We start from the raw sequence: 24,858 nt of genomic DNA on the forward strand, positions 1-24,858 counted from the left end.
AGAGGTGATGCGTTGGGCAGCGGCCTTGGAACAGCATTCGGAGCATCCTATTGCTACAGCTATTTTACATCAAGCTAAAAAATGGGAATTAGAACTTCCTGCTGTAGAATCCTTTATCATGCATGCTGGCAGTGGAATTGAGGGGGTTGTTGAAGGGAAGCGCATCTATGTGGGAAATCCATCCTTTATTAAGGGACTCGGAATAGGTCTTGAGCAGGTGCAAGGCTTGCTTACAACGAAAGAAAAGGAAGGAAAGACGAATGTTCTTATTGCTTCCGAGCACCAGCTGCTAGGACTCATTTCAGTATCAGATCAGCTTCGACCTGAAGCTAGGGAAACGGTTGAAACATTAACAGAGGCAGGTGTTGAGGTAGCGGTCGTTACTGGAGATAACAAGGGTGCGGCACGGTTTATGGCGGAGCAACTGGGAATTACACAGGTGTATGCGGAACAAATGCCGGACATGAAATATATACAGGTAGAGCGCCAGCTTAAAGCAGGTCGTAAGGTAGCGATGATTGGTGATGGGATTAATGATGCCCCAGCGCTAACACTAGCCGATGTAGGGATTTCGATGGGCGTACACGGTACCCAAATTGCTGCGCAAGCGTCTGATGTGGTATTAATGTCAAATGATCTGCGCAAAATTGCCGATGTTATGCGGTTAGGTCAAAAGGCAGTACAAGTGATCCGGGAAAACCTAATCATTTCTACAGCGATTAACAGCGCTGCTATCCTCCTTGCTTTATTAGGCGTGTTGGGTCCGGTATTTGGTGCTTTCGTTCACAATATTACTTCGGTATTGGTGGTATTAAACTCTGCCAGACTCATCGGTTTTTTATCTACACCTAAAAATTCGCGTCCATCTTCTCCGCATCATGGAGCACATTCATCAGCCGGGCATGCTACTGATACAGGAAAGCTTCAATCTATAAATAAATTTGTTGGATTGTAAAAAGAGCAGATGGAAGCTGTACAAGGGATAGTGCTACGGTCAGGTTATCCCTCGCAGTCAACATCTGCCTGCTCAGTATCAATGAACTTTGTTTCCCTCATCCAGCAATTGACTAACAGTAACAAACTTATATCCTTTAGAACGTAAATCAGTAATGAGCTCCTGTAAGGCTTTTAAGGTTTGCTTTTGATTCATCCCGCCATCGTGGAAGAGGATGATATCCCCTCGGGAGGTATGCTTTTTAACACTGTTCACAATAACAGATGAGGTGCGAGCTAAGGACCAGTCTCGCGGATCAACCGACCAATAGATGATATCATAACCCGACAATTGCACAGCATTCATCACATCAGTGGTAATCACACCCCCTGGCGGACGATAGTATTGGGGGAGGACACCTGTAGCCTTGTATATGGATTTTTCAGCTTGTTTAATTTCATCATAGATCTCTTGCTCGGTTAATTTGTTTAGATCGTAATGATGATACCCATGGTTTCCGATTTCATGGCCAGCTTTTTTTATCCATTGCATAATGACAGGATGTTTATCAGACTGGGAGCCCAAGACAAAGAAGGTGCCAAGAATACCGTTCTTATGCAGGGTTTCTAGAATACGAGGTGTATAGATTGGATCTGGACCATCATCAAAGGTTAAAGCCACCACCTTTTTTTGCGTTTCAATTCGGTGGATAGGCTCATAGACCATTCGATTGGCAAAAAGACCAACAGAACCTGATGAAGTTACCCCTAACCATGCTAAACCTATGAGGGTAAGGCAGCATGTAAAGCTTCTTGCCAATCGCTTCTTCACGGTGAAATCACTCCTTTCTTCAGTCATTTACTTCCTTAGGTTGACCGAACAGGGATAAGAACATGCTGGAAGAAAAGCGCAAAGTTTGTCGGATATGATATCATGGAGGGAAAAAGTTAAGGGCGAGAGGAGTGACATGACGTTGGAAAAAAGCGGATTGCTGCATGGACTAGCACATACCTATCAAGGAAAAGAACAACCTGTCGATTATTATCTTCATATAAATGAAGAAAAAATAAGCCTGAATGAGTGGATTGGACAACAAATTTCGATTCAGTATGATGGACAAAAAAATTGTATTGCTTGTGGACGCAAAACCAATAAAACCTTTAATAGTGGTTACTGTTATCCTTGTTTTACGAAACTACCAGAGAACGATCTTTGTATTGTCAAACCGCATGAATGTCATTTTGACCAAGGAACCTGTAGAGATGAGAGCTTTGGAGAATCACATTGCATGATTCCGCATTATGTATATCTGGCGCTCTCTAGCGATGTCAAAGTGGGACTTACCCGTAAGAACAATGAGTTAAAACGTTGGGTAGATCAAGGAGCCATTCGGGCTATACCGATTGCAGAGCTTCCAACACGTCGAATGGCAGGAGAGCTTGAGGTGCATCTCAGCCAATTCATGCCAGACAAAACCAACTGGCGCAAAATGTTAAAAGGTGAGGTAAAAGAAGCTGATCTAATTCAACTTCGGGAAGAAGCTTATGAGAAATTTCCGGAAGAGTTTAAGCCATTCCAATTGCGTGAAGACGAGTGGATCGATATTGCCTATCCAATCTTAGAAACCTTGTCCAAAATTAATTCTTTATCCTTGGACAAGCTCGAATGCGTTTCTGGAAAGCTACTTGGTGTAAAAGGTCAATATTTAATTATGGATATTGGAGTTTTCCAGGTAAGAAAACATGCCGGTTACCATGTAACGGTGAAAACTGGATAAACCCAAGCAACGGCAAAAACCATGGTCGAACAGGATCATGGTTTTTTTTGCTGTGTAAAGGCCGCTTCTACTCAGGCACGCTACTTCTAATGTTCATTGAAATATCACACAGGATGTAAGGCGTATCCAATGGATATTGTGAAATGGAGACTCATATACTTTCTGAAAAAGATAAGAGGTGTTTTCAAATGGACAAATTCTATCGTGATACGTGGGTAGAGGTCAATTTGGACGATATACGGACCAATATAGGGACCTTTCGACAGCATATACCTGAAAAAACTCAAATCATGGCAGTAGTGAAAGCAGACGCATACGGACATGGTTCCGTAGCAGTCGCAAGAGAAGCCCTAGCGGCAGGTGCTACCGCTCTAGCCGTTGCGTTTCTAGATGAAGGCATTGTCCTTAGAAAGGCAGGCATCAAGTGTCCCATACTGATCTTAGGCTATACACCTATAAGAGCAGTGCAAAAAGCATTTGAATGGAACATCTCATGCACTGTGTTCCAAACGAATTGGATAAAAAAAGCGGAAAAAATCTTAAGCAAGAAACAGGGAAGGAAGAAAGCCAATAAGCATGGAGATAACCATGCAGATAAAAATGAAGACAAATCAAAAGCAAAGAACGCTCAAGATAAGCAGGACATAGCCGCACAGGAGCGTAAACGCTTGTCTGTACATATCAACATCGATACAGGTATGGGACGGATTGGTGTAAGGACAAAAAAAGTACTTCTTTCTGTGGCGAAAGGTGTCTATAAAAGTGATGTGTTTCAATGGGATGGCATTTATACTCATTTTGCCACGGCAGATTCACAGGATGTCACTTATTTGAATCAGCAATTCGAAAGATTCCAAGACTATTTAGAATTTTTAAGGAAAAAAGGATTTGAACTACCTGCTATTCACTGCTGCAATACTGCTGCTGCGATGACTCATCCTGAGTGGGGATTTAATTATATTCGACTAGGAATTGGAATGTATGGATTATATCCATCTGTCTATATAAAATCATTACATATACTTAATCTAAAACCTGCTCTTCAAGTAAAAACCCGTGTTTCAAATGTGAAGTTTATGCAAAAGCCGTTTGGCATAAGCTATGGTGTTACCTATATCGCTTCACCAGGGGAACAGATTATTACTCTCCCGATCGGTTATGGAGACGGTTTTTCGCGTTTGCTTTCGAATAAGGGAAGCGTCCTGTTACAAGGAAAGCGATTTAGCGTGGTAGGCAGGATAACGATGGATCAATGTATGGTAAGTGTAAATAAAATCAAGGCAAAAGTAGGAGATGAGGTTGTTATTTACGGTCGATCTGGCAAGGAAGAGATCACACTTGAAGAAGTAGCCGAACTAATAGGAACGATTAATTACGAAATCGCCTGCATGCTTAATTATCGATTACCGCGCGTTTATACCAAACAAAATAAAATCGTCTCCGTACGTAATTTATTAGCATCAATAAATCCTAAGCCAAGAAAACATATGAAAAAGTAACAGAGCCGATATGGATGGCTTTTTTGTTCCATGATGACTGGATATTTTCGAAAGGGTGGTACTTTACATTTATTCAGCATGTGCATATTCGAATATGGGGGTGAACACTTAATCCACCCTAGATGGTTGATTTTATGATACGTTAACAGATGTCATCATAACGTCGTTGATACTTTTCTTTTTTGAGACTCTTTGATGAAAGATATATTTTATTAGAGATATTAATAATCCTCGGCTTTCAATGTCCCTTTCATAAAAGAAAGTAAATCAATCTATTATTTTTTGTTGTTAATTACAAATATATACAATAAAGTTAGAATCAAGTTAAGATTGATAAAGGAATCAATGGGATTATTTATAAATTATGGAAGGGGATTAACATGAGTGTAAATCTGACTTTCACAACATTGGGGGAACTGATAAAGGAGAAAAGGTTATCTTTAGAAATGAGCCTATCAGATTTAGGAAGAGTGACTGGGGTTAGTAAGGGGGTTATTTCCAAAATAGAAAGTGGTGAGACTAAGCGCCCAGAGCTACGAACTTTAAAACCAATCGCAGATGTTTTAGAAATTACTTATGAAGAAATTATTGATCTTTATGTTGATATGCAATTACGTGATGATGTCTTAGAGGGTTTTTTAGCAGAAGCTATTGAAATTGCAAATATTTCATTGCTCACAAAGGTAGCTAAAAAATTCCTTGAAAACCCAAAGAAAGATACGTATACCTTATTAGAAGAATTATATAACCTAACAGCTTCTCTTAAAAACAATGAAGTGAGAGTATCACTTTACAATACAATTATTAAGTATGCTAGAGCGCATGGAGAGTCGCAGTACATAGCCAAAGGGTTATATCAAAAGTATATGATCGAGAGAGGAGAGCTTAAACATTTAGAGGAATCTTTCAAAGTTGGGGAAGAGGTTCTGCATTATGTGGATTTTCTTTCCCAAGAAGAAAAAATCACTCTCTACTATAGAATGGCACTTCATGCACATAATATTAAAAAATACTACAAATGTGTAGAGTTAGGGAAAATGGGGATACAAGAAGATGAAACAAAAAATGATCTTAAAGAAAGTGTAGCATTGGCAATGTGTAATTCTTTTGTAGAATTCAAAGACCATGCCAGTCTCCATCTACATTTAGATGAATGTGAAAAAAAGGAATATCGTTTTATTATTGAATGTATAAATTATTATCGAGCAATTATTCTTTCACAAAGAGGTGATTATGAAAAAGCCATTCCTTTGTTGCAGGAATGTTTAGAAGAGGTTAAAGGCATTAGACGCTTGTATCGATTAAACAGGCTGTTAGAAGCTCTATCTAAAGTAAGAAATATCGAACTAATCAGAGAAATAATACAGTCTGAGGAAAACCATTTTTCATTTAATCCAGTGACACCACATCAATATGCCCAGATAGGTATGTACTATAAATTTACAGGAAATTTTCTTATTGAAAATGGGCAATTCGATTTGGGTATAGAACAACTTCTTCAGAGCATATCCTATTATGCTATGATAGGCTCTTATAAGGATATTATTGAATGTTCGAAGGAGATATTTTATTATCATGCCCTTTTCAAGAAACATACTAAAATTGAAATTGCAGGTAGGTTAAACGAATTGTATAATGAAGTTACCATGGGAGAAAAGAGGGAATAATGATGAAGAAAATTGTAATTTCTACTATTATCTTTTCAACCTTCTTATCACTTACATTTCTTGCATGTGATAAATTTACGGAAGTTTATCCAGAGAAGTATTCAGCTTCAAAAGTTTATAACGAAGACCCCGGACATTAATCATTTGAAATTTTTCTAGTGGACACCACACTTTTTTACAGAGTGGTGTTCTTTTTATTTATAACAAAGTGTGAATTATGTAATAATTTGTCAAATTTTGTTGAACGTTTCGATCTTTTTTATTTTGCAGAAAAAACAATACGATTGGTAAAATAATGCTCAGGAGGAAAAAGGAGGTGTCATCTTCAAGATATATAACTTTACAACTAAAAGGAGCGTTCCCGTTAGTTTGCTGACCATCGGAACGCCCCCACCTTGAGCAACAATAAATGTTACTCAAGTTCATTTTACCACTCACTTACAGAATATGAAAACAGAAAATTTCAAATCGAAAGATGATCTACAGAAGCTTATTGAACTCCTCCGTTGTAGGTTAGAGATGCTGTATTACAAAGAAGGCTCATTCGTACACCTAACCGTACTACAGCTGAGCCAACAACTAGATAAGTACATCGTTTTGTTTAAGAAGATTAGACGCTAGTTGGTCGATATGAATATGCTGTACGGGAAACTTTACAACGCCCAGTAGGGGGAATAATTATATAGCCGTTTTTTAGCTATTCACTAAAGACCTCCTAGGAGGTTTACAACATGTTAATATGAGACAATTCATTTCCTTTAGTTGAAATTGAAATCTCTAAAGAAAACGAAAAGAAATCAATATCAGACATTGCTTATAATCAAGAACCACCATCAGATAAGATTTACGTTTCGATCAAGTATAGGCGATGCTAGCTAAAAAGATGCTACTCGGATATCGCTACTACAACCCTAATGCTGTAAAATCCAGAGAATAAGAGGAAATAAAAGGGGGTTGAATATCCCTAAAGAAAATTGGATTGTAAAAATAAGGTAAATACAATATGATGTAAAGAGAGGAATTAAAATGAAAAAAACATGCAAATTTGTAACTGCTCTATGCTTAACAGGATTCTTAGCAACTTCCCTCACTCCATCAGCAGTATTTGCACAAGAAGATGCTACAACCTACGTTAATGAACAAGGTTTGAAGTTTCAAACCTTAGAGGTAGATACTGAAGCTCTTTCAATCGTTACTAAAAATTTGAAAACTGTTAGAGAGAATGTATTTTTGGATGAGGATGGTTTTTATCACCTAAAACCTGAGTTAAAAGAGCTACTGGGTGGAGAAGAGTATGAATTCTTTGTAAAATCCAACGAAAAAATTAATCAACTTATTAAAGATGGGATCATTAAAGTTGATGAAGATGGTCAGATTATTAAAAACGCTAGCAAATCGAAAGTAAAAGCTTCCGAAGATGCTTATGAAGAGTTTGAATATTATTGGTGGGGTACGCATTATGTTCTAAATAGAAAACAAGCTGATAACATGCAAGAATCATTAGAGAATGCGGTAGACACATATGATTATTATACTATTGCTTTAATTATTATTCCCGAAATGTATTACACGAAACTTCTCTCTCTTACAACAGAACTACTTAGTAAACGCGCTAGTAGCATAGCTAAGAAGATAGATAAAAACAAGACCAAAAAAGGTGTTTATATGGATTTTGGTTGGGATGGATTAACAACTAATATTTACGGACGTTAATTTAACTGCATTAAAAGCCGCATACTTGCGGCTTTAGTTCATTTTAGGAGGTTGTTAGGATGAATGTAACCGTGATGAATATTGGTTTGTTTCTAGCCATTGTAATATTTTTAATTTCTTTATTTATAAAAAATAAAAAAATTCCCAAAAAATCATATGTTATAATCTACATAGTCAACATTATTATTCTGTGTGTTGTATTAGGTAACTATTTCTACAACACCCCTAGTGGAGCTGGTTCTATTGTTATACCTATTTTTTATATTCTGGTTATCTTATATCACCTCCATCTAATTATAAGAGCATTAAGAAACAATTACTTGAAATAATTTGTTCCTGATTATCAAACGTCCGAATTCTAATATTCGGACGTTTTGCCGGTATTAGCTATTATTTATCCTTTTTTCTTATAAATTACTTATTCTGCGGCTCCTGTCCACTTGCAACCCTTACCCGATCAGCAAGTTTCCCAAGATATTTAGCTTACCCCTTCATTCCCATTGTGTCACTAACTTTCCATTGTGTTTTCAATATTAAAATGATCTTATCTGCAAGCATTCTATCCATCGTTGTTTCCTCCTTCATCATTGCATTCCAAAAATCTTTTTCCATACAGTTCATGTCCACATTACCGTTAATACCAGTCACTTTCCACAATGGGAATCTTGACAGCTATTGTTGGAGAGTTTGGGTTACGTATGAAACAACAAGATATAATGGAGGACATGATTGCGCCTGCAAAAAAGCTGAACGAGCTTTTCAAAAAATCAAATCAAAATCTCCTAAGAATCTACAAAATTTTCTACCAATCCAAGAAGTAAGTGAAGCATCGTAAAATTACAGAACTGCCTTTTTATGGGCGGTTTTTTATTAATAGATAGTTTATATTTTATTAACTTATAGGAGGCGATAAAGTTGGCTGAGTATTTTTTTCAAGTGTTGTATGCTGGTTTGTTAATTGCTATTGCTTTTGGGATTAAGGAACTGAACAAACAAATTAAAACTGTAATTGAATTACTTAAAAAAAATCATAGCAAAGAGTAAAGCAAGATTTTGGCGTTACTTACTATTTATATGGAGTCCTGTTAAACATATCTTATACGTCTTAATGTCCGATCTCAAATTCGGGCGTTTTTGATATGTTTATATAGTACAAAATCATTGTTTTAAGAAAGCATCGAAGAATAATTTAAAATAATGTTGATAAATTCTTTCTGTTGACTTGATTTGTGGTTGAGTAAGGGTCTGGTACTTTATATTAAAAGGATAAAAAAGGGGATGATACAATGGGCATTGTTTCATTTTTCAATATCGTTAACACAGTAGGTATCCTGTTGATTGTGCTACTATTAGGCATCATGTTTTTCAGAAAAAAAACCGACACCAAAAAAAATATATACGTAGAGGTACTGTTTCTTGTTTTCTTAATTGGGTTTGACGTATACATGTTTTTAAACGATCAAACAGCAATTAAACCTTTAGCTGTATCTTTACTAACAATCGCTGCTTGCCTTCAAATAGCAAAACTAACTAAGAGTGTAAGAAAAAGCAACTAAGCAAAAGGGCTTTATGTGGGTCTTGATAATAGTCATTATGTAAACAAGCGTCCGAACTCAAATTCGGGCGTTTTTGATATGCTTATATAGTAGAAAATCATTGTTTTAAGAAAGCATCGAAGAATAATTTAAAATTGATGTTGATAAATTTTTTCTGTTGACTTGTTTGCGGTTGAGTAAGAACTGTTCTGGTACTTTATATTAAAAGGATAAAAAATGGTATAATATTCATATTGAATATCTTTTAGGAGGTATTCCTTTTATAAATAAAAGATTACAAGTTTTCATATCTTCTACTTTATAGTATATCAACTGTTTTTTTCTTAGCATATAGACACAATGGAAATTAGATACGTAAACTAAGTGTTGAAGGTAATGGATAAAAAATATTTTCACCTAAAGATGATGAAACATTTAAAAGAAAGCTATGTTGTTTTTTGTTTATTTTATGTTTTTATCGTCTTATCAATAAAGTACGAAATGTTATTTTTGTCAGTGATGGAACGTGGTATTAATCACATACCAGTAAAGGGGAATATAATGTGTCGAAAAACGCAATAAACAATAGACTGTAGTAATAGGGCAAAATATCCACTAACCGGGATATCCTTCTGTGCAGAATGTGGAGGTGCGATGGTTTGTCAAAAGAAAACATCCGAATGGCGAGGGAAAAGATATACGTCTAGATACTATAGATGCTCATCTACTCAAAACGATGGTGATAGAAAGTGTACTCAAAATGGAATAAATGCTGAGAAACTTGAAAAAACTATATATGACGATTTACTCGAAGAATTTATAAAAATGAAAGAAGGAAAATATGTTATTGACAACGAAATTGAGGTTAGATCGCATAAAGAGAGAGTAGAGAAGCTGAATAAGGAAAGAGAACAGCTAAAAAAGAAGCGGGTTTAGATTGTAATGAATATGGATTTATTTGATGATGAGGGAAGCCCAGAAATATTACTGGGGCTGAAGCAGAAAATCCAAACATTAGAACTAAGAGACAAATAATTTGAGTCAGAAAACCATGATAAAAATGTCTCCTAAGGTTAAAGATGTAATTGAAAGTATGAAGGCTATAGATTTAGAGGATTTAGGAGCCTTAAAAGTATTATTCCATGATGTAATAGAAGAGGTGAGGACTTTTGACAAACGCACCAAATATTCGTTTGTATAGTTACGCAAAGTGCGGCACATGTCGCAAAGCTAAACAATGGCTGGATACCAATGAGGTTACATATACAGAAATCCCAATTGTTGATACTCCGCCATCGAAAGAGGAATTGCATCAAATCTGGCAAAATAGCGGGTTGGATATTCGTAAATTTTTTAATACTAGCGGTCAATTCTATCGTGAGCTGAACCTGAAGGAGAAGCTGCCAACAATGTCAGAGGATGAAATGCTAGAGCTGCTCGCATCCAATGGTAAGCTAATTAAGCGGCCTCTTATCACAAATGGGTCAAAGACAACACTCGGTTTTAAAGAACAAACCTTAGAAGAAATGTGGGGCAAATAACCCAATTTTCTAGTCAAAAATGGAAGAGTCAGATACCGATTTTCATTACAATCGGGCAGCATACATAGAGATTGAGGATCATTGTCAAACAAAAACCACTGTTTAATAAAAATTATTACAAATTAATATTGACTATAATCTATTGGTTTTGATATCATAACTCTTGTAGATAACATTTACTATTCCTTAAGGAGGTAATATATATGGCACAACGTATTATTGGTCTTCAAGCTCCTGATTTTTCAATGGAAACAGTATCCGGTGACGGAAAAGAATTCGGTCGCGTTTCTCTTTCTGACTATAAAGGTAAATGGTTGGTATTGTTCTTCTATCCACTAGATTTCACTTTTGTATGTCCAACTGAAATTATCGCTTTGAGCGATGCATATGAAGATTTCAAAGATTTGGATGCAGAGGTACTAGGTGTATCTGTTGACTCTGTACACTCTCACAAAGCTTGGATCAACACTCCACGCGACCAAAACGGTCTTGGTGGTTTGAACTACCCGCTTGCTGCTGACTTCAACAAAACAGTTGCTCGTTCTTTCGGCGTGTTGGATGAAGAATCCGGTGCAGCTTACCGCGGTCTATTTATCATCGATCCAGAAGGCGTTGTTAAATACCAAGTAGTTACTGACATGAACGTAGGACGTTCTAACGACGAAACTCTACGTGTTCTTCAAGCTCTACAATCCGGCGGACTTTGCGCAGCTAACTGGCGTCCTGGCCAAGCTCATCTAAAAGGATAATTTCTGATTTAGATTGGGTATCGTGTACACAAACAAAAGGGTCTAACTTTACAGTGTTAGGCCCTTTTCTATATTAAAGGAGGCATGAACCATGCGTTTACGTGAAGAACTTCCAGATTTTCCAGGCATCACAGAATGGGTAAACGGTCAAGTTTCTAAGGCTGATTTGCAGGGCGAAAGAGCAGTTCTTGTACATTTCTGGTCCGTTAGTTGTTATATGTGCAAAGAATCTCTACCACAAATAAACGAGTGGCGTGAAAAATATGCAGATCAGGGCTTAAAAGTGATTGGTATTCATATGCCGCGTTCCGAATCTGATACAGATATTGCGAAAATTAAAGAAACCATCGCTCAATATGAGCTTACTCATCCAGTAGCGATTGATAACGAAATGACAACAACTGATGCGTTCCAAAACGAATACGTTCCTGCCTACTATCTGTTTGATGAGACAATGGCACTTCGTCATTTCCAAGCAGGCGAAAAGGGCCTAAATATGGTCAAAAAACGTTTGCATCGAATTTTGGGTATTGAAGAGGATTAGGGTCCTTACGTGTCCAATTATGTAGAGGGGAAACTCTAAGAAGACCCCCGTTGCTCATAAACTCCAGAGAAGAGGAGCAATGTCGGCATTGCCGTCACCAGAAGTCTTGGATAAACATCCGAGCGTTCTACGAAAAAAGGAGGAAGTTAGATGGAATTTCCAAAAGAGTTACGTTACAGCGAAGAGCATGAATGGGTACGTGTAGAAGGCAACAAGGCTTATATCGGTATTACTTCTTTCGCTCAGTCCGAACTAGGTGACATCGTATTTGTTGAATTGCCAGAAGTAGGCTCTACCATCCAACGTGATGAACCATTCGGTAGTGTAGAATCTGTTAAAACCGTATCTGAACTATATGCTCCAGTTACTGGTAAAGTTTTAGAAATTAACGGTGCTCTAGAAGACGAGCCTGAATTGGTAAACACATCTTCCTATGACAAAGCTTGGATGATCGTGGTTGAGTTGTCTGATTCCAGCGAGTTGGATAAGCTTATGGATGCGGATAAATACGAGGCAATGGTAAAAGAATAATCAATAGTGCTTACTAACGTTATGAACAAAAAGATCGGTTATAGGAAACCGATCTTTTTTTGCTTTCGTAACCTTTTTGCAAACATTACAGAGTGATACTCTTTTATAATGAAGAAAAGGTATGTAGTTTAGTTGGAGGTTTTCTAACATATGGTTATGAATTTGAGACAGTGGAGTGCTGGTGTACTGTTGTTAGGCTTATTGGCAGGGTGTACACCTGTTGCTTCCCCGAATGAATTATTGAAGGCTCCCACTTTAAATAAAAATCAAGAAGAAGTAAAAAAGGCGGTACTAGCTAATTTGCCGCAAGGAAGCTCGCTTATGATTCCACGCAATAATTCTGGTGAAAATGGAGCCATTATCGAAAAAGACTTAAATGGCGATGGAAGTAATGAAGTCGTAGCTTTTTATAAGCAAGGCGAATATAACGTGGGATTTATTGTGATGCAAAAAACAGAGAATAGCTGGCAAAAGGTTGGACAGATCGAGGAGACGGGTCAGGATGTCGATTATGTGGCCTTTGAGGATGTTTCAGGAGATAAGGAAAAAGAGATTTTCGTTAACTGGATGGCAAATGAGGATGTAGACAAAGAGTTTGGCGGATACAAGTGGAAAGATGGACAAATGAGTCAAATTTTAAAAACATCCTGCAAGGAAGCTATCGTAGGGGATTTAGACAAGACAGGGGTATCAAAGGCCTATGTGTTCAAGCTGGATCATGACAAAATGAAAGCCCCTGCGGAAGTGTACCAGTATGACAAAGCGACTTCGAAAATGAAAATGATTCAGCAGTTGGGATTAGATTGGTCGATTAATGGGTATGAAAATATTTTATTAGGCAAGGCACATAAAGAGCAAAATGGGATATTTTTAGATTCAGGTGTCGGGGCTCATTCAGGGCAAACGGCACTATTGGTCAGTAACAAGGGGAAGCTGACACAGGTAGACCTGACGAATTATGATAACGTAATGTTTAAGCCTTATTCTACTTTTAGCAAGGATATTAATAATGATGGAATTATCGAAATCTCGACATTAGTACAGCCGGTGGGAACAGAAGATTTGGCCATGGTTGATACGCCTTGGATTACAGAGTGGTACCAATGGAACGGTCAAAAAAACCTGATCAAAGTAAAAGAATCCTATGATGACGTTAGCAATGGATTTCAAATAAATATACCAAACTACTGGTTCGGACATTACACGATCAAGCTGGTAACTACAAAGGAAGCAGGAGCGATCACCTTTTTATACCTAGATTCTCAGGGAAAGCCATCAGCCGAGTTGTTTACCATTGATCCGATTAAAAAAACAGAGTGGGCGAGTAAAGAGAAGGAGTTGAAACAACAAAGAAAAGAGTATAGCGTTATAGATGAAAACGGTGAAAACATCTTTATTGCTCGATTTCCGACTGATATGAGCAGTGTTCCAGCAAAGGAACAACCTATTTATCGAAAAATGCTATTTAATTTGCAGCAGATCCAAGAGGTATTTCGAAAAATATAGATGAATAGCAGGGCATCTAGGTACAAGGCAGAAAGGAGCAAGGAGAGATGAAAGTACTATTGCTAGAGGATGAGGAATCCATCCGAGGATTTGTGCGAATTCAATTTAAACGAAATGGGTTTGAAGTATTAGAGGCGGAGACTGGCGAAAAGGCGTTGGAAATTGCTAAAAAGGAGCCTGATATCGCTATAGCTGTATTAGATGTAATGCTTCCGGGCATCAGTGGTCTGGAGGTTTGTCAGGAATTACGGAAGATGTACCCGCAATTGGGGATTATTATGCTTACTGCTAAAGCTCAAGAAGTAAATAAGATAGAAGGATTAAACTTAGGAGCAGACGATTACATTACAAAGCCCTTTAGTGCCGCCGAGCTGATTGCCCGAATGAATTCGCTGAAACGACGGGTAGAAACGATACCTTCCACTGTAAAACCAGGTGAATTGATTACTTCTGGCCCATTTACCCTGCGATTGACGGATCGAAAAATGATCAAAAATGGGCAAGAAATAGATTGCACGCCCAAGGAATTTGCAATTATCCACTTATTAATGGAACAAAAGGATCGTGCAGTCAGTCGCGATGACATCCTAAATGAAGTTTGGGGAAAACATTACATTGGGGATTTAAAGGTAGTAGATGTCAACGTAAGACGCATCCGCCAGAAAATCGAGGATGACCCCTCAAAACCGAAATATTTGGAGACAGTCTGGGGATTTGGTTATCAGTGGAAAGAAGGAACGTAAAATATGTATGGAATAAAAAAACGTCTAGTCATGAATTTTACCTTTGTCGTATTAATGGTAATTCTAGTACTAGGAAGCTCGTTTGTTATAGGAGTGCGTAGTTTTTATTATGGTGGTGCAGAACAGGCGCTTCTTAGCCGTATAAATGTGTCTACGAACTTTTATAACAAATACATTCAATATTATAATTTGCAAAGTAAAGCAAAATATATTTTCGAGCATACGTCACAGGATGATCTCGCACATGTTGAAGTCATTGATTTAGATGGCAATGTGATTTTAGACTTTAACGGTTTCACCAAACGCAAAAGTGTACTTACGCAGGATGTACAGGATGCATTAAAAGGTGACACAGGGATTTGGTTGGGAAAAAGTGAAGATACAGGAGAACATATTCTTGCAGTATCTAAGCCGCTCACCTTTTATGATTCAACAGCAGGAGTCCTGCGTTATGTGACCTCTGTTGAAGAGATCGACAAGGTTGTGAACCAGATTACACTGCTTGTGTGGAGCATCGGCGCTGGTCTGGTTCTTTTATCTCTAGTCTTAAATTTGATTTTATCTAAGCGAATTATAAGTCCTATCGTTGAGCTTACGGGTGCGGCTAAGTCAATGGCAAAAGGTGATTTTAGTCAACGGGCTAGGCAGGTAGGAGATGATGAGATTGGAACGTTGGCCGAAACCTTTAACTATATGGCGAGCGAATTAGAGAAGGCTGAGGAAATCAAGAACGACTTTATTTCTTCTGTCTCCCATGAACTGCGAACTCCCTTGACCTCTATTAAAGGCTGGTCTGAGGTGGTTTTGACGGGTGACATGGAAGACAAGGAAGAGACACGCCTAGCCATGCAGATCATTGTGAAGGAAACGGATCGACTAACTGGATTAGTAGAACAATTGCTAGACTTTTCCCGCTTGCAGGCAGGAGGAATGGAGATCCATAAGACAGAGCTAGAGGTGAATCAGCTTTTATTGGATGTCCAGCAGCAGTTTTCTGCTCGTGCCTTCCAAAAGGAGATTAAATTGCTGACAGAAACTCCAGATGAACCCTTGCGCGTATTAGGAGACGAGAATCGCTTAAAGCAAGTGGTCATAAATCTGCTTCATAATTCAATGAAGTTTAGTGAGGAGCACACTACTATCACAATTCGTAGCTATCGAGAAGATGAGTTAGTTATTATAGAAGTCATAGATCAGGGAGCCGGAATATCGGAAGAGGAATTGCCTAGAATTACAGATAAATTTTATAAAGGTAAGCATAAGCAATCAGGTAGCGGTATCGGATTATCGCTGTGTTTAGAAATTGTAAAATTACATCAGGGCACACTTCATGTAATGAGCAAAGTTGGCGTAGGTACAACGATTCAGGTCCGTTTACCTATATATGAACAATAAGAGGAGTGAAGATGAATATCAGGATTTCATTGAAAAATCATCAGAAACGGCTATAATCAAATACGGGATTGGTAGAATTATCATTGGTGAAACTGGTAGCATTTTAAACCTAGCATATCGGAAGCTTGTAAGATACAATCAAGGGACAATAACGATTTTGTACTTGTGTGTCTGTTCAGATAAAAACAAATAAGAGTTCGACCACATGTACATAGAAGGGAGAGCTTATGGGTTTTTGCTGTGGAGCAGGGATGATTGGCTCTTTTGGAACACTTCGTCACTTGGAAATTCTGGTGCACAATGTACCAATCATGTATTGTCCGGTTTGTAATCGTACGAGAGTTCATCCGACCGTTGAAGGTGAGTATGAAATTCTTGTTGAATATGCTCAGGGAGATCACGCTGCAGAAGTGGATTTCGCAGAGTTTGTAGATTTGGATAAGCTGTCCGAGCTGTTTGAGAACTGTTCAATGACAGATCAAGGTTCTTATGATGAGAGTCTGAAACGACAAATTGACATCGCCCTTGATTTGCTAGGTGTAGCCAAACAAATGAACGATTTGGAATGGCGAGAAGCTTTAACAAACAGATTAACAAATTTAAGCCATCGGTTACGACAACATCACGCCAATGAGCGAAAGACAAAAAAAGCCTTTTAATAGGGGCTAACCAGTGAACAGTTGATGGAGGTCAGCCGTTTAGGAGGATTGTATTCGATGCTTCAACTTCAAGGTGTTCATCATATTGCTCTTAGCTGTCGCAATGTGATGGGCGTAGCTCAATTTTTTCAAGAGATTTTAGAAGTACCGATTTCTCTTGATCAATCGGGAGAAGATGAGCCAGTTTATTTCAACATTGGGCCTTATACACGAATTGGTCTACATCCAACTACCAAAGAGCTAAATATAAATTCCGGTCACGTGGATCACATTGCTTTTGCAGTGGCAACACGTGATGAATTAGACTATCTTGTTGATAAGTTGGAAGCGGAAAATATATGTTACCGTGGGCCGATTGAACGCCCAGGAAGTTATAATCTTTATTTTGAAACGCCAGACGGTCACCACTTGGAGATACGTTTGGACAAGGATGAAGAGGATGAAACGGATGACGCCTAAGAGGGCGTCTTTTTTCTTTGTGCACATTCGATAAACTTCTACAAAAAAAAGGTCTGCCTTCAATTGGAAAAGGCAGACAAGAAAGGAGTTTATAATGAAAAAGGGGGTACTAATGGGTGAGTAGTAGGTAATTTACCTATCTACTAATTATTACCTATTATGCATTATTTTTCGGAAAATTTCAATCAATTTTTAATATTTTTTTAAAAAGTTAAATCAGTTTCCGCATATTCAACAAATGATCTTACGAAATTTTTTCGTGATATTTATTCCGTGATAAAGAGCGAGAAATATGACGATAAAAACTGTCTGCGGTAGACAGAGAACGACAAAGGCTCCAATTCCTCGCCAAAGGTTTCGACTCACAAATTTACGAATATGTAGGTAGTGAATGGATCGTGATGTGAGTGGAGGGATGACAATGGCTTCTCAATTAAGAGCAATATTGTTTGAAGTACAAAAACGCTTGGAACGAAAAAGATACTTACAAAGTTTGATGAAGGATTGGAATCGCCATATTGGTTTTAAATTAGAAGATGGAACACTTGATAGCTGTTTAGTCTTTGCTAATGGAGAAATAATCGTAACGGAGTGGAATAAGGGGCATAAGGCGGAGGTTGTTGTAAAAGGGGATGTCCAGCGCTTACAGATGCTTTTGACCGGTGATGAGCTCTCCTATCGCTATGCTAAAGAAAACATTGAGATGAGGGGACACGTCCGAGATCAATTAAAATTGGATTCACTGCTGCGATTGTCTTTGGAGCATGAACAAAAGTTAGCCTAGTTTTAATATTGCATTTACTCGTAGATATCAATAGTATATAAATTATCCCTGCCACTTTTTAAAAAGGGGCTGTTTGTTTTTGCTGATGAAACTGAAGATAGAATCCATTTACTAGGCTCATACCTAGATTTCAATGAATCATCTCTAGTTATTCACATCTTTTTCAAAAAAAACGCAAAATCTTGTAGCTTAATTGATCTAATGTGATATACTAATTACAAAATAAAACATGATATAGCCCACATTTTTTACGGTTGGGGAAGGAGATACATTCACATGGAAGCCAAAACGGTTAAGCGTCTATCCGAAGTTCTTGCTGGTGCCAATGCTCATTATAATTTGGCTGTACCCAAGTTGATTGAAGAAGCAGTTAAACGTGGCGAAGGAGTTCTGACAGATAAAGGCGCTTTAAACGCGCTAACTGGCAAATTCACAGGGCGCTCTCCGAAAGATAAATTCATAGTCGATGAACCCTCTGTCCATGACAAAATTGATTGGGCTAATAACAAACCCATTCAAATCGAAAAATTTGAGCAATTACATGCGGAAGTTCTAGCTTACCTAGAAAACAAAGAGCTTTATGTTTTTGACGGATTTGCTGGAGCGGATCGTAGCTTTCGTTTACCGATTCGTGTAGTAAGTGAATTTGCTTGGCATAATCTGTTTGCTCATCAATTGTTTATCCGTCCAACAGTGGAAGAATTAAAAGGGCATCAAGCCGATTTTACAGTTATTTATGCTCCGAACTTCAAAGCAAATCCGGAGGTTCATGGAACCAATTCTGATACATTCATTATTATTAGTTTTGAACAGAAGGTAGTTTTAATAGGCGGAACAGAATATGCCGGTGAAATGAAGAAATCCATTTTCAGCGTGATGAATATGCTGTTACCTGAACGCAATGTATTATCTATGCATTGTTCAGCTAATGTTGGACGTGATGGAGATGTGGCTTTATTCTTTGGCTTGTCAGGCACAGGGAAAACCACCCTATCTGCTGATTCAGACCGCCGTTTGATTGGCGATGATGAACATGGATGGTCTGATCAAGGAGTTTTTAATATTGAAGGAGGATGCTACGCAAAATGCATTCGTCTTTCTGAACAAGGGGAGCCACAAATCTGGAATGCAATCAATTTTGGTGCCGTGCTAGAAAATGTAGTGGTTGATCATGCTAGTGGTATCGCTAATTATGATGATGATCGCTACACAGAAAATACACGTGCGGCCTATCCTGTAGAATCGATTCCAGGAGCTGTTATACCTGGTGTGGGCGGTCATCCAAATGTGATTCTTTTCCTAACAGCGGATTCGTTTGGGGTAATTCCTCCAATCTCTAAATTAAACAAGGAACAGGCAATGTATCATTTCTTATCTGGCTATACGAGTAAAATGGCTGGAACAGAACGAGGTGTAACCCAGCCTCTAAGTGAATTCTCCACATGCTTTGGCTCTCCTTTCTTACCATTGCGTCCTATCGTTTATGCAGAAATGCTAGGGAAAAAGATTGATGAGTCTAATGCGCTTGTATATTTGGTGAATACGGGCTGGACAGGTGGACCTGTAGGAGTTGGAAGCCGGATGAAATTGGCATTTACACGTGCGATGGTAACGGCTGCTCTACATGGAGAACTGGAAAAGGCAGAATACGCTACTGATCCTGTGTTTGGGGTACAAGTGCCAACTACTTGCCCGGGTGTACCTAGTGAAGTGCTACAACCACGTCAGACATGGGCAGATAAGGATGCCTATGATCAGCAGGCAAACGAATTAGCTAAGCTGTTCCAGGCTAACTTTGCTAAAAAGTTCCCGAAGGCAACTGATATTTCACAGGCTGGCCCTGTCATTAAATAAAGAGAACGTAGTAGAAGACCCGGTTGTTTCTCCGGGTCTTTTTGTTTGTTATCTGGCTTTTGTGTCGAGTCCATGACAAATCAAACTCGTAAACTTTGCTAGGTTAGGGAATTCTGCTACACTGTGGGGAGTGACTAATAGAGAAAATTTCTCAAGTCTGCATCAATGGATACATACACCTAGATATAAAAGATAAGAGTAAGTAGCAAAAGAGGATGGATTACCTAAAAGGGAAGGGGCAACTGTACATGAGTAACGATAAAAAACAACCTGAATCCACACTTTCTTTAAAAGAGTGGGCTGTAGCGATTAAAGCATTAGGTGAAGGAAAACAAATTATTACTGTCCGTAAAGGCGGTTTATATGAAGAAACAAGAGATTTTAAGCTAGAAAACGATACATTTTATTTGTACCCAACCTATGAGCACCAAAAAGCAGAGATGATCAAACCTGAGAATCAAGCTGATTTGGAAGCTACTCTTGTAGGCTGGAGCCTTGATAAACCAACTGTAGATATCGAATACTTTGCTCATATTACAGATGATATAGAGATTCTAGATGAAGCAAAACTTCGTGCTTTGAACCCTTACCATATCTGGACGGACGACTTCGCTGATGTTCGTCTGCACTGGAAAAAGAAGAAACCATTGCATATTCTATTTGCCCGAGTTTATAAATTAGACAAGCCAGTAACGATCGAGATTGCTGAAGAATATAAAGGCTGTAAATCTTGGCATAACCTTTTGTCCAGCATCCCGCAAAATGGTTATACACCAGTACTAAGCGACGAGGAATATGCACGTACCCGCCAAGTCATTATGGATGTACTAACGAAGGAAGAATAGCATCTCTCTTTGGCTGTAACAGGAGGAAAATCCCCACTATGCTAGTAGTGGGCTCTTTTCGTCTTATGAGAAAACAGTTATGTAAAAAATGGATCAACAGTTAAAAATAGTGTTCTATAAATAGGAAAAACACCATGATAAGCAATGGATTTTACCGCTCCATAACAGGCTTATCCGGATTTAAGAAACATTCATGTTTTATAAATATGGCAATAGTTCTTTCCTTGCTTTCTTAGAATTATTATTATAAAATGGATTGAGAATGGATTGAGAATGCACAGGTTTTTCGATAGGATAGTATAGTGCTTGTCTACAACATCGTGAAGACTGTTTGATCATAATATATGGAGGAATGCAAGATGGCTGCTGTACATCTACAGATTAAGAATTTACGCGCAAAGATTGAGGAGAAAGAAATCCTAAAAGGCTTGAACCTAGAGATCAAAGGTGGGGAAATCCACGCGATCATGGGACCAAACGGAACAGGTAAATCTACATTGGCATCTACGCTAATGGGACATCCTAAATATGAAGTAACTGATGGTGAAGTTATCCTAGATGGTGAAGATCTATTGGACATGGCTGTAGACGAACGCGCTCGTGCAGGCCTGTTTCTAGCTATGCAATATCCATCTGAAATCACAGGTGTAACGAACTCCGATTTCTTACGTTCTGCTATGAATGCTACTCGTAGCGAAGGAAATGAAATTTCCTTAATGAAATTCATCCGTGAGATGGATAGCAAAATGAGTACATTAGAAATGGACGAAGCGTTTGCTCATCGCTACTTAAACGAAGGTTTCTCTGGCGGGGAGAAAAAACGTAATGAAATTCTCCAAATGATGATGCTTCAGCCTAGTCTCTGTATTTTAGATGAGATCGACTCTGGTTTAGATATCGATGCTCTTAAAATCGTAGCAAAAGGTGTTAATGAGATGCGCTCCGAGGATCGCGGTTTCTTAATCATTACTCACTATCAACGTCTACTAGACTATGTGAAGCCTGATTTCGTACATGTTATGATGCAAGGTCGTATCGTAAAATCAGGTGGCCCAGAATTGGCAGAACGTCTAGAAGCAGAAGGTTATGATTGGATTAAAGCTGAGCTCGGTATCGAAGACGAGACCGTTAACGCAGAATAAGAGGCGAAGGAGGTCGAGACTATCATGAGTACAGAAACACAACTTCGCTTTGGTAAAGAAGCGATCAAGCAATTTTCCCAAGCGAATCAAGAACCAACCTGGTTTTTAGAAAAGCGTCTAGCTGCATTCGAACAAGCACAGACGCTAGCTCTCCCTGTGTTGGAGAAAACCAAGATTGATAAATGGAACTTCGATCAATTTCACCCGTTCCAACTAGAAGCGCGTGTAGACAACATCGAACAATTGGATGAAGTCGTAAAAGAACAACTGGATGATAAAGATATAACCAGCCTGCTCGTACAGAAAAATGCGTCTGTAGTCTACCATAAGGTGGATGAAGAGTTGAAAAGCCAAGGCGTTATTTTTACTGACCTTGCTGCAGCGCTTCGTGAACATGGTGAACTTGTGAAACAATATATCTATTCAATTGTCAAAGAAGACGAGCACCGTGTAGCTGCTTTGCATGCAGCAGTGGTAAATGGCGGGGTATTCCTGTACGTTCCAAAAAACGTAGAAGTGAAAATGCCATTGCAAGCTATTTATGAAGTAGCAGGCGAAGAATCCCTGCTAGCACCTCATGTTGTTATCGTAGCAGAAGCTAATGCCCGTGTAACTTATGTAGATTCTTTTGTATCTGCAGAGGGAACCAATATGGTAGCAAACAGCGTTGTAGAAGTACACTTAGGCGCTAACGCACACGTACAAGTAGCGTCTGTTCGTTCCTTCTCTACTGAGGTTCACGACTATGCATACCGACGTGCCTTGATCGGCCAGGATGCTAATATGGAATGGATTTTGGGCGAGATGAATGATGGTAACACAGTAGCGAACAATACCTCCATTTTAGAAGGTAAAGGCGGAAATGCTGATACCAAATCCATCACTGTAGGAACAGCTAAACAACGTCAAAATCTGACTTCTCAAGTGCAGCATATCGGAACGCATACTGAATCCAATATGTTGAGTAAAGCAGTAATGACAGATGAAGCGGTTGCCATCCTAAACGGAATTACCAAGATTGAAAAAGGCGCAGAAAAAGCAAACGGTGTGCAAGCAGAAAACATTTTGATGCTATCTGAAAAAGCTCGTGGTGATGCAAACCCAATCCTTTTGATTGATGAAGACGATGTAAAAGCTGGTCACGCTGCTTCTGTTGGTCGCGTGAGTGAAGAAAGCTTGTACTATCTTATGTCTCGCGGTATTGAACGCAAAGAGGCTGAGCGTCTTGTCATTATTGGATTCTTGGACCCAGTGGTTGCCGAGATTCCGATTGAAGGAGTGAAAAGCAAGCTACGCCAAGCATTGGAAAGGAAGTTAGGACGATGAACGCACATGAAGTCCGTAAATTGTTTCCTATCTTGCATCAAGAAGTAAATGGGCATCCATTGGTGTATTTGGATAGCGCCGCTACTTCTCAAAAGCCGATTCAAGTTCTTGAAGCAGTAGATAAATATTACCGTAGCTATAACTCTAACGTTCATCGCGGCGTCCACACGCTTGGTACGTACGCGACGGACGCTTATGAAGGAGCGCGTGAAAAGGTACGTGCGTTCATCAATGCCAAAGAAACAGCTGAGGTAATCTTCACGCGCGGGACTACGACTGCACTAAATACGATTGCAATCGGGTATGCTCGCACGTTCCTTACTGAAGGGGACGAGATTGTAACCACGCTAGTTGAGCATCACAGCAATTTTATTCCTTGGCAACAAGCGGCAAAGGCAACTGGAGCAACTTTCAAGTTCATCCCGTTAGCTGAAGATGGTACGATTACCCTTGAGGCAGTGAAAGCAACAATCACACCACAGACCAAAGTGGTCGCAATCCATCACATCTCTAACGTTCTAGGTGATACAACTCCTATCAAGGAAATTGCTAAAATTGCACATGAAAATGGCGCTATTTTGGTTGTGGATGGTGCCCAAAGCGCTCCACATAAAAAAGTCGATGTACAGGACCTGGACTGTGATTTCTATGTCTTTTCCAGTCATAAGATGTGCGGGCCTACAGGGATCGGCGTCTTGTATGGAAAACGCGCACTCTTGGAAAAAATGGAGCCAGTCGAATTTGGCGGCGAAATGATCGATTTTGTATATGAACAGGATTCTACATGGAAGGAGCTCCCTTGGAAATTTGAAGGGGGAACGCCGATTATCGCTGGGGCCATCGGACTTGGGGCGGCGATTGATTTCCTAAATGATCTGGGCATGGACGAAATTGAAGCACATGAAAAGAAACTGATTAGCTATGCAATGGAACGCATGAAAGAATTGGATGGACTTACGATTTACGGTCCTGTCGAACATAGAAGCAGTTTAATTACTTTTAACCTGGCGGACGTTCATCCGCATGATTTGGCAACGGTTTTAGATGCAGAAGGTATTGCTGTACGTGCGGGCCATCATTGTGCACAGCCGTTGATGAGATGGTTGAAAGCTACCGCTACTGCTCGTGCCAGCTTCTATCTGTATAACACAGAAGAGGATGTGGATGCCTTAATCGCTGGGTTGAAAAAAGCGAAGGAGTATTTTGGAAATGTCTTCTCTTGATGATCTCTATAGACGTGTCATAATGGATCATTATCAAAAGCCACGGAATAAAGGAAAGCTAGAGGATGAAAATGGATTGGTTATCAATCTAAATAATCCAACCTGTGGAGACAGCATTTCGTTATCGCTGCAAGTAGAGAACGGTGTAGTTATGGACGCAAAATTTCTAGGGGAAGGATGCTCCATTTCTATGTCCTCTGCTTCTATGATGACGGAAGCTGTAAAAGGAAAAACCGAAGAGGATGCGTTGCGCTTGATTCAAATTTTCTCTGATATGATGCAGGGAAAAGAGCCGGATGACTCTATTGATTTAGGCGATATTGAAGCTCTGCAAGGTGTCTGCAAGTTTCCAGCGCGCATTAAATGTGCAACGCTCGCCTGGAAGGCATTGGAGCAAGGTATTAACCAGACGGACGCGAAGTAATATACCCT

Annotated in this window: 26 protein-coding genes; 25 read left to right on the plus strand and 1 reads right to left on the minus strand. The window is 39.0% G+C overall.

All coding sequences use genetic code 11. The annotated features are described in order from the left end of the window. Nucleotides 1-955: heavy metal translocating P-type ATPase (locus tag AYJ08_RS21135; protein ID WP_157452911.1), on the plus strand; the 955-nt coding region annotated here is incomplete at its 5' end. A 78-nt stretch (nucleotides 956-1,033) separates the two neighbouring features. Here AYJ08_RS21135 and AYJ08_RS21140 read toward each other — a convergent pair. Then, nucleotides 1,034-1,765: a polysaccharide deacetylase family protein gene (locus AYJ08_RS21140; protein ID WP_197490779.1), complete on the minus strand. Its 732-nt coding sequence runs from the start codon at nucleotides 1,763-1,765 to the stop codon at nucleotides 1,034-1,036. A 136-nt stretch (nucleotides 1,766-1,901) separates the two neighbouring features. On the opposite strand from AYJ08_RS21140, the gene AYJ08_RS21145 reads away from it, so the two are divergent. The 24 genes from AYJ08_RS21145 (at nucleotide 1,902) to sufU (ending at nucleotide 24,850) form a co-directional block, all read left to right on the plus strand. Next, complete coding sequence (locus AYJ08_RS21145) at nucleotides 1,902-2,711, plus strand: DUF2797 domain-containing protein (RefSeq protein ID WP_064019356.1); 810 nt, start codon at nucleotides 1,902-1,904, stop codon at nucleotides 2,709-2,711. Between the two features lie 188 nt (nucleotides 2,712-2,899). Continuing rightward, complete coding sequence (alr, locus tag AYJ08_RS21150) at nucleotides 2,900-4,210, plus strand: alanine racemase (protein WP_064019357.1); 1,311 nt, start codon at nucleotides 2,900-2,902, stop codon at nucleotides 4,208-4,210. 374 nt (nucleotides 4,211-4,584) lie between these two features. Next, the gene (locus AYJ08_RS21155) at nucleotides 4,585-5,877 is read left to right on the plus strand and encodes a helix-turn-helix domain-containing protein (protein ID WP_369799697.1); all 1,293 of its coding nucleotides are present in this window, start codon (nucleotides 4,585-4,587) and stop codon (nucleotides 5,875-5,877) included. Between the two features lie 447 nt (nucleotides 5,878-6,324). Next, nucleotides 6,325-6,498 carry an aspartyl-phosphate phosphatase Spo0E family protein gene (locus AYJ08_RS23195; protein ID WP_082891051.1) on the plus strand — a complete coding sequence of 58 codons (174 nt, stop codon included), beginning with the start codon at nucleotides 6,325-6,327 and terminating at the stop codon, nucleotides 6,496-6,498. Between the two features lie 405 nt (nucleotides 6,499-6,903). Then, nucleotides 6,904-7,590 (plus strand): hypothetical protein, encoded by a 687-nt coding sequence (locus AYJ08_RS21160; RefSeq protein ID WP_064019359.1) that lies wholly within the window; start codon nucleotides 6,904-6,906, stop codon nucleotides 7,588-7,590. A 915-nt stretch (nucleotides 7,591-8,505) separates the two neighbouring features. Then, the gene (locus tag AYJ08_RS24790; protein WP_255365474.1) at nucleotides 8,506-8,634 is read left to right on the plus strand and encodes a hypothetical protein; all 129 of its coding nucleotides are present in this window, start codon (nucleotides 8,506-8,508) and stop codon (nucleotides 8,632-8,634) included. Between the two features lie 242 nt (nucleotides 8,635-8,876). Then, the gene (locus AYJ08_RS21170; RefSeq protein WP_064019361.1) at nucleotides 8,877-9,146 is read left to right on the plus strand and encodes a hypothetical protein; all 270 of its coding nucleotides are present in this window, start codon (nucleotides 8,877-8,879) and stop codon (nucleotides 9,144-9,146) included. Between the two features lie 603 nt (nucleotides 9,147-9,749). After that, the gene (locus AYJ08_RS21175; protein ID WP_255365475.1) at nucleotides 9,750-10,061 is read left to right on the plus strand and encodes a recombinase zinc ribbon domain-containing protein; all 312 of its coding nucleotides are present in this window, start codon (nucleotides 9,750-9,752) and stop codon (nucleotides 10,059-10,061) included. Between the two features lie 233 nt (nucleotides 10,062-10,294). Continuing rightward, nucleotides 10,295-10,666 (plus strand): arsenate reductase family protein, encoded by a 372-nt coding sequence (locus AYJ08_RS21180; protein WP_031411568.1) that lies wholly within the window; start codon nucleotides 10,295-10,297, stop codon nucleotides 10,664-10,666. Nucleotides 10,667-10,869: 203 nt separating this feature from the next. Continuing rightward, on the plus strand, nucleotides 10,870-11,415 hold the full coding sequence (locus tag AYJ08_RS21185) for a peroxiredoxin (RefSeq protein WP_003334553.1): 546 nt from the start codon (nucleotides 10,870-10,872) through the stop codon (nucleotides 11,413-11,415). 91 nt (nucleotides 11,416-11,506) lie between these two features. Continuing rightward, nucleotides 11,507-11,959, plus strand: coding sequence for a redoxin domain-containing protein (locus tag AYJ08_RS21190; RefSeq protein ID WP_064019363.1), 453 nt, complete (start codon nucleotides 11,507-11,509; stop codon nucleotides 11,957-11,959). A 150-nt stretch (nucleotides 11,960-12,109) separates the two neighbouring features. After that, nucleotides 12,110-12,490, plus strand: a complete 381-nt coding sequence (gcvH, locus tag AYJ08_RS21195; protein WP_031411566.1) for a glycine cleavage system protein GcvH — start codon at nucleotides 12,110-12,112, stop codon at nucleotides 12,488-12,490. 150 nt (nucleotides 12,491-12,640) lie between these two features. Beyond that, the gene (locus AYJ08_RS21200) at nucleotides 12,641-13,996 is read left to right on the plus strand and encodes a hypothetical protein (RefSeq protein WP_064019364.1); all 1,356 of its coding nucleotides are present in this window, start codon (nucleotides 12,641-12,643) and stop codon (nucleotides 13,994-13,996) included. Between the two features lie 47 nt (nucleotides 13,997-14,043). Further along, nucleotides 14,044-14,739: a response regulator transcription factor gene (locus AYJ08_RS21205; protein ID WP_031411563.1), complete on the plus strand. Its 696-nt coding sequence runs from the start codon at nucleotides 14,044-14,046 to the stop codon at nucleotides 14,737-14,739. 3 nt (nucleotides 14,740-14,742) lie between these two features. Continuing rightward, entirely contained in the window at nucleotides 14,743-16,134 is a 1,392-nt protein-coding gene (locus AYJ08_RS21210) for a HAMP domain-containing sensor histidine kinase (RefSeq protein ID WP_064019365.1), read from the plus strand. Between the two features lie 227 nt (nucleotides 16,135-16,361). After that, a complete protein-coding gene (locus tag AYJ08_RS21215; RefSeq protein ID WP_064019366.1) occupies nucleotides 16,362-16,793 on the plus strand; it encodes a hypothetical protein in 432 nt (143 codons plus the stop codon). Nucleotides 16,794-16,850: 57 nt separating this feature from the next. Further along, entirely contained in the window at nucleotides 16,851-17,252 is a 402-nt protein-coding gene (locus AYJ08_RS21220) for a VOC family protein (RefSeq protein ID WP_003334561.1), read from the plus strand. 421 nt (nucleotides 17,253-17,673) lie between these two features. Next, complete coding sequence (locus tag AYJ08_RS21225) at nucleotides 17,674-18,036, plus strand: SCP2 sterol-binding domain-containing protein (RefSeq protein ID WP_231929225.1); 363 nt, start codon at nucleotides 17,674-17,676, stop codon at nucleotides 18,034-18,036. Between the two features lie 276 nt (nucleotides 18,037-18,312). Next, on the plus strand, nucleotides 18,313-19,890 hold the full coding sequence (pckA, locus tag AYJ08_RS21230) for a phosphoenolpyruvate carboxykinase (ATP) (RefSeq protein WP_064019368.1): 1,578 nt from the start codon (nucleotides 18,313-18,315) through the stop codon (nucleotides 19,888-19,890). Between the two features lie 248 nt (nucleotides 19,891-20,138). Continuing rightward, nucleotides 20,139-20,735, plus strand: coding sequence for a DUF1802 family protein (locus AYJ08_RS21235; RefSeq protein ID WP_064019369.1), 597 nt, complete (start codon nucleotides 20,139-20,141; stop codon nucleotides 20,733-20,735). A gap of 359 nt (nucleotides 20,736-21,094) precedes the next feature. After that, on the plus strand, nucleotides 21,095-21,877 hold the full coding sequence (gene sufC, locus AYJ08_RS21240; protein ID WP_064019370.1) for a Fe-S cluster assembly ATPase SufC: 783 nt from the start codon (nucleotides 21,095-21,097) through the stop codon (nucleotides 21,875-21,877). A 24-nt stretch (nucleotides 21,878-21,901) separates the two neighbouring features. Beyond that, nucleotides 21,902-23,203: a Fe-S cluster assembly protein SufD gene (gene sufD, locus AYJ08_RS21245; protein WP_064019371.1), complete on the plus strand. Its 1,302-nt coding sequence runs from the start codon at nucleotides 21,902-21,904 to the stop codon at nucleotides 23,201-23,203. Next, complete coding sequence (locus tag AYJ08_RS21250) at nucleotides 23,200-24,426, plus strand: cysteine desulfurase (protein ID WP_031411555.1); 1,227 nt, start codon at nucleotides 23,200-23,202, stop codon at nucleotides 24,424-24,426. Before sufD ends, AYJ08_RS21250 begins: the two co-directional genes overlap by 4 nt. Continuing rightward, the gene (gene sufU / locus AYJ08_RS21255; protein WP_064019372.1) at nucleotides 24,413-24,850 is read left to right on the plus strand and encodes a Fe-S cluster assembly sulfur transfer protein SufU; all 438 of its coding nucleotides are present in this window, start codon (nucleotides 24,413-24,415) and stop codon (nucleotides 24,848-24,850) included. The genes AYJ08_RS21250 and sufU overlap by 14 nt, the downstream gene beginning before the upstream one ends. Nucleotides 24,851-24,858: the final 8 nt, after the last annotated feature.

The organism is Brevibacillus sp. SKDU10 (assembly GCF_001645205.1).
Lineage (GTDB): Bacteria > Bacillota > Bacilli > Brevibacillales > Brevibacillaceae > Brevibacillus_B > Brevibacillus_B halotolerans.

Bases quoted from the DNA above. Each gene is read 5' to 3' on its own strand.
- AYJ08_RS21145 (WP_064019356.1), top strand. From the start codon at position 1,902: ATGACGTTGGAAAAAAGCGGATTGCTGCATGGACTAGCACATACCTAT.
- alr (WP_064019357.1), top strand. From the start codon at position 2,900: ATGGACAAATTCTATCGTGATACGTGGGTAGAGGTCAATTTGGACGAT.
- AYJ08_RS23195 (WP_082891051.1), top strand. From the start codon at position 6,325: ATGAAAACAGAAAATTTCAAATCGAAAGATGATCTACAGAAGCTTATT.
- AYJ08_RS21160 (WP_064019359.1), top strand. From the start codon at position 6,904: ATGAAAAAAACATGCAAATTTGTAACTGCTCTATGCTTAACAGGATTC.
- AYJ08_RS21170 (WP_064019361.1), top strand. From the start codon at position 8,877: ATGGGCATTGTTTCATTTTTCAATATCGTTAACACAGTAGGTATCCTG.
- AYJ08_RS21185 (WP_003334553.1), top strand. From the start codon at position 10,870: ATGGCACAACGTATTATTGGTCTTCAAGCTCCTGATTTTTCAATGGAA.
- AYJ08_RS21190 (WP_064019363.1), top strand. From the start codon at position 11,507: ATGCGTTTACGTGAAGAACTTCCAGATTTTCCAGGCATCACAGAATGG.
- gcvH (WP_031411566.1), top strand. From the start codon at position 12,110: ATGGAATTTCCAAAAGAGTTACGTTACAGCGAAGAGCATGAATGGGTA.
- AYJ08_RS21200 (WP_064019364.1), top strand. From the start codon at position 12,641: ATGGTTATGAATTTGAGACAGTGGAGTGCTGGTGTACTGTTGTTAGGC.
- AYJ08_RS21205 (WP_031411563.1), top strand. From the start codon at position 14,044: ATGAAAGTACTATTGCTAGAGGATGAGGAATCCATCCGAGGATTTGTG.
- AYJ08_RS21210 (WP_064019365.1), top strand. From the start codon at position 14,743: ATGTATGGAATAAAAAAACGTCTAGTCATGAATTTTACCTTTGTCGTA.
- AYJ08_RS21215 (WP_064019366.1), top strand. From the start codon at position 16,362: ATGGGTTTTTGCTGTGGAGCAGGGATGATTGGCTCTTTTGGAACACTT.
- AYJ08_RS21220 (WP_003334561.1), top strand. From the start codon at position 16,851: ATGCTTCAACTTCAAGGTGTTCATCATATTGCTCTTAGCTGTCGCAAT.
- AYJ08_RS21225 (WP_231929225.1), top strand. From the start codon at position 17,674: ATGGCTTCTCAATTAAGAGCAATATTGTTTGAAGTACAAAAACGCTTG.
- pckA (WP_064019368.1), top strand. From the start codon at position 18,313: ATGGAAGCCAAAACGGTTAAGCGTCTATCCGAAGTTCTTGCTGGTGCC.
- AYJ08_RS21235 (WP_064019369.1), top strand. From the start codon at position 20,139: ATGAGTAACGATAAAAAACAACCTGAATCCACACTTTCTTTAAAAGAG.
- sufC (WP_064019370.1), top strand. From the start codon at position 21,095: ATGGCTGCTGTACATCTACAGATTAAGAATTTACGCGCAAAGATTGAG.
- sufD (WP_064019371.1), top strand. From the start codon at position 21,902: ATGAGTACAGAAACACAACTTCGCTTTGGTAAAGAAGCGATCAAGCAA.
- AYJ08_RS21250 (WP_031411555.1), top strand. From the start codon at position 23,200: ATGAACGCACATGAAGTCCGTAAATTGTTTCCTATCTTGCATCAAGAA.
- sufU (WP_064019372.1), top strand. From the start codon at position 24,413: ATGTCTTCTCTTGATGATCTCTATAGACGTGTCATAATGGATCATTAT.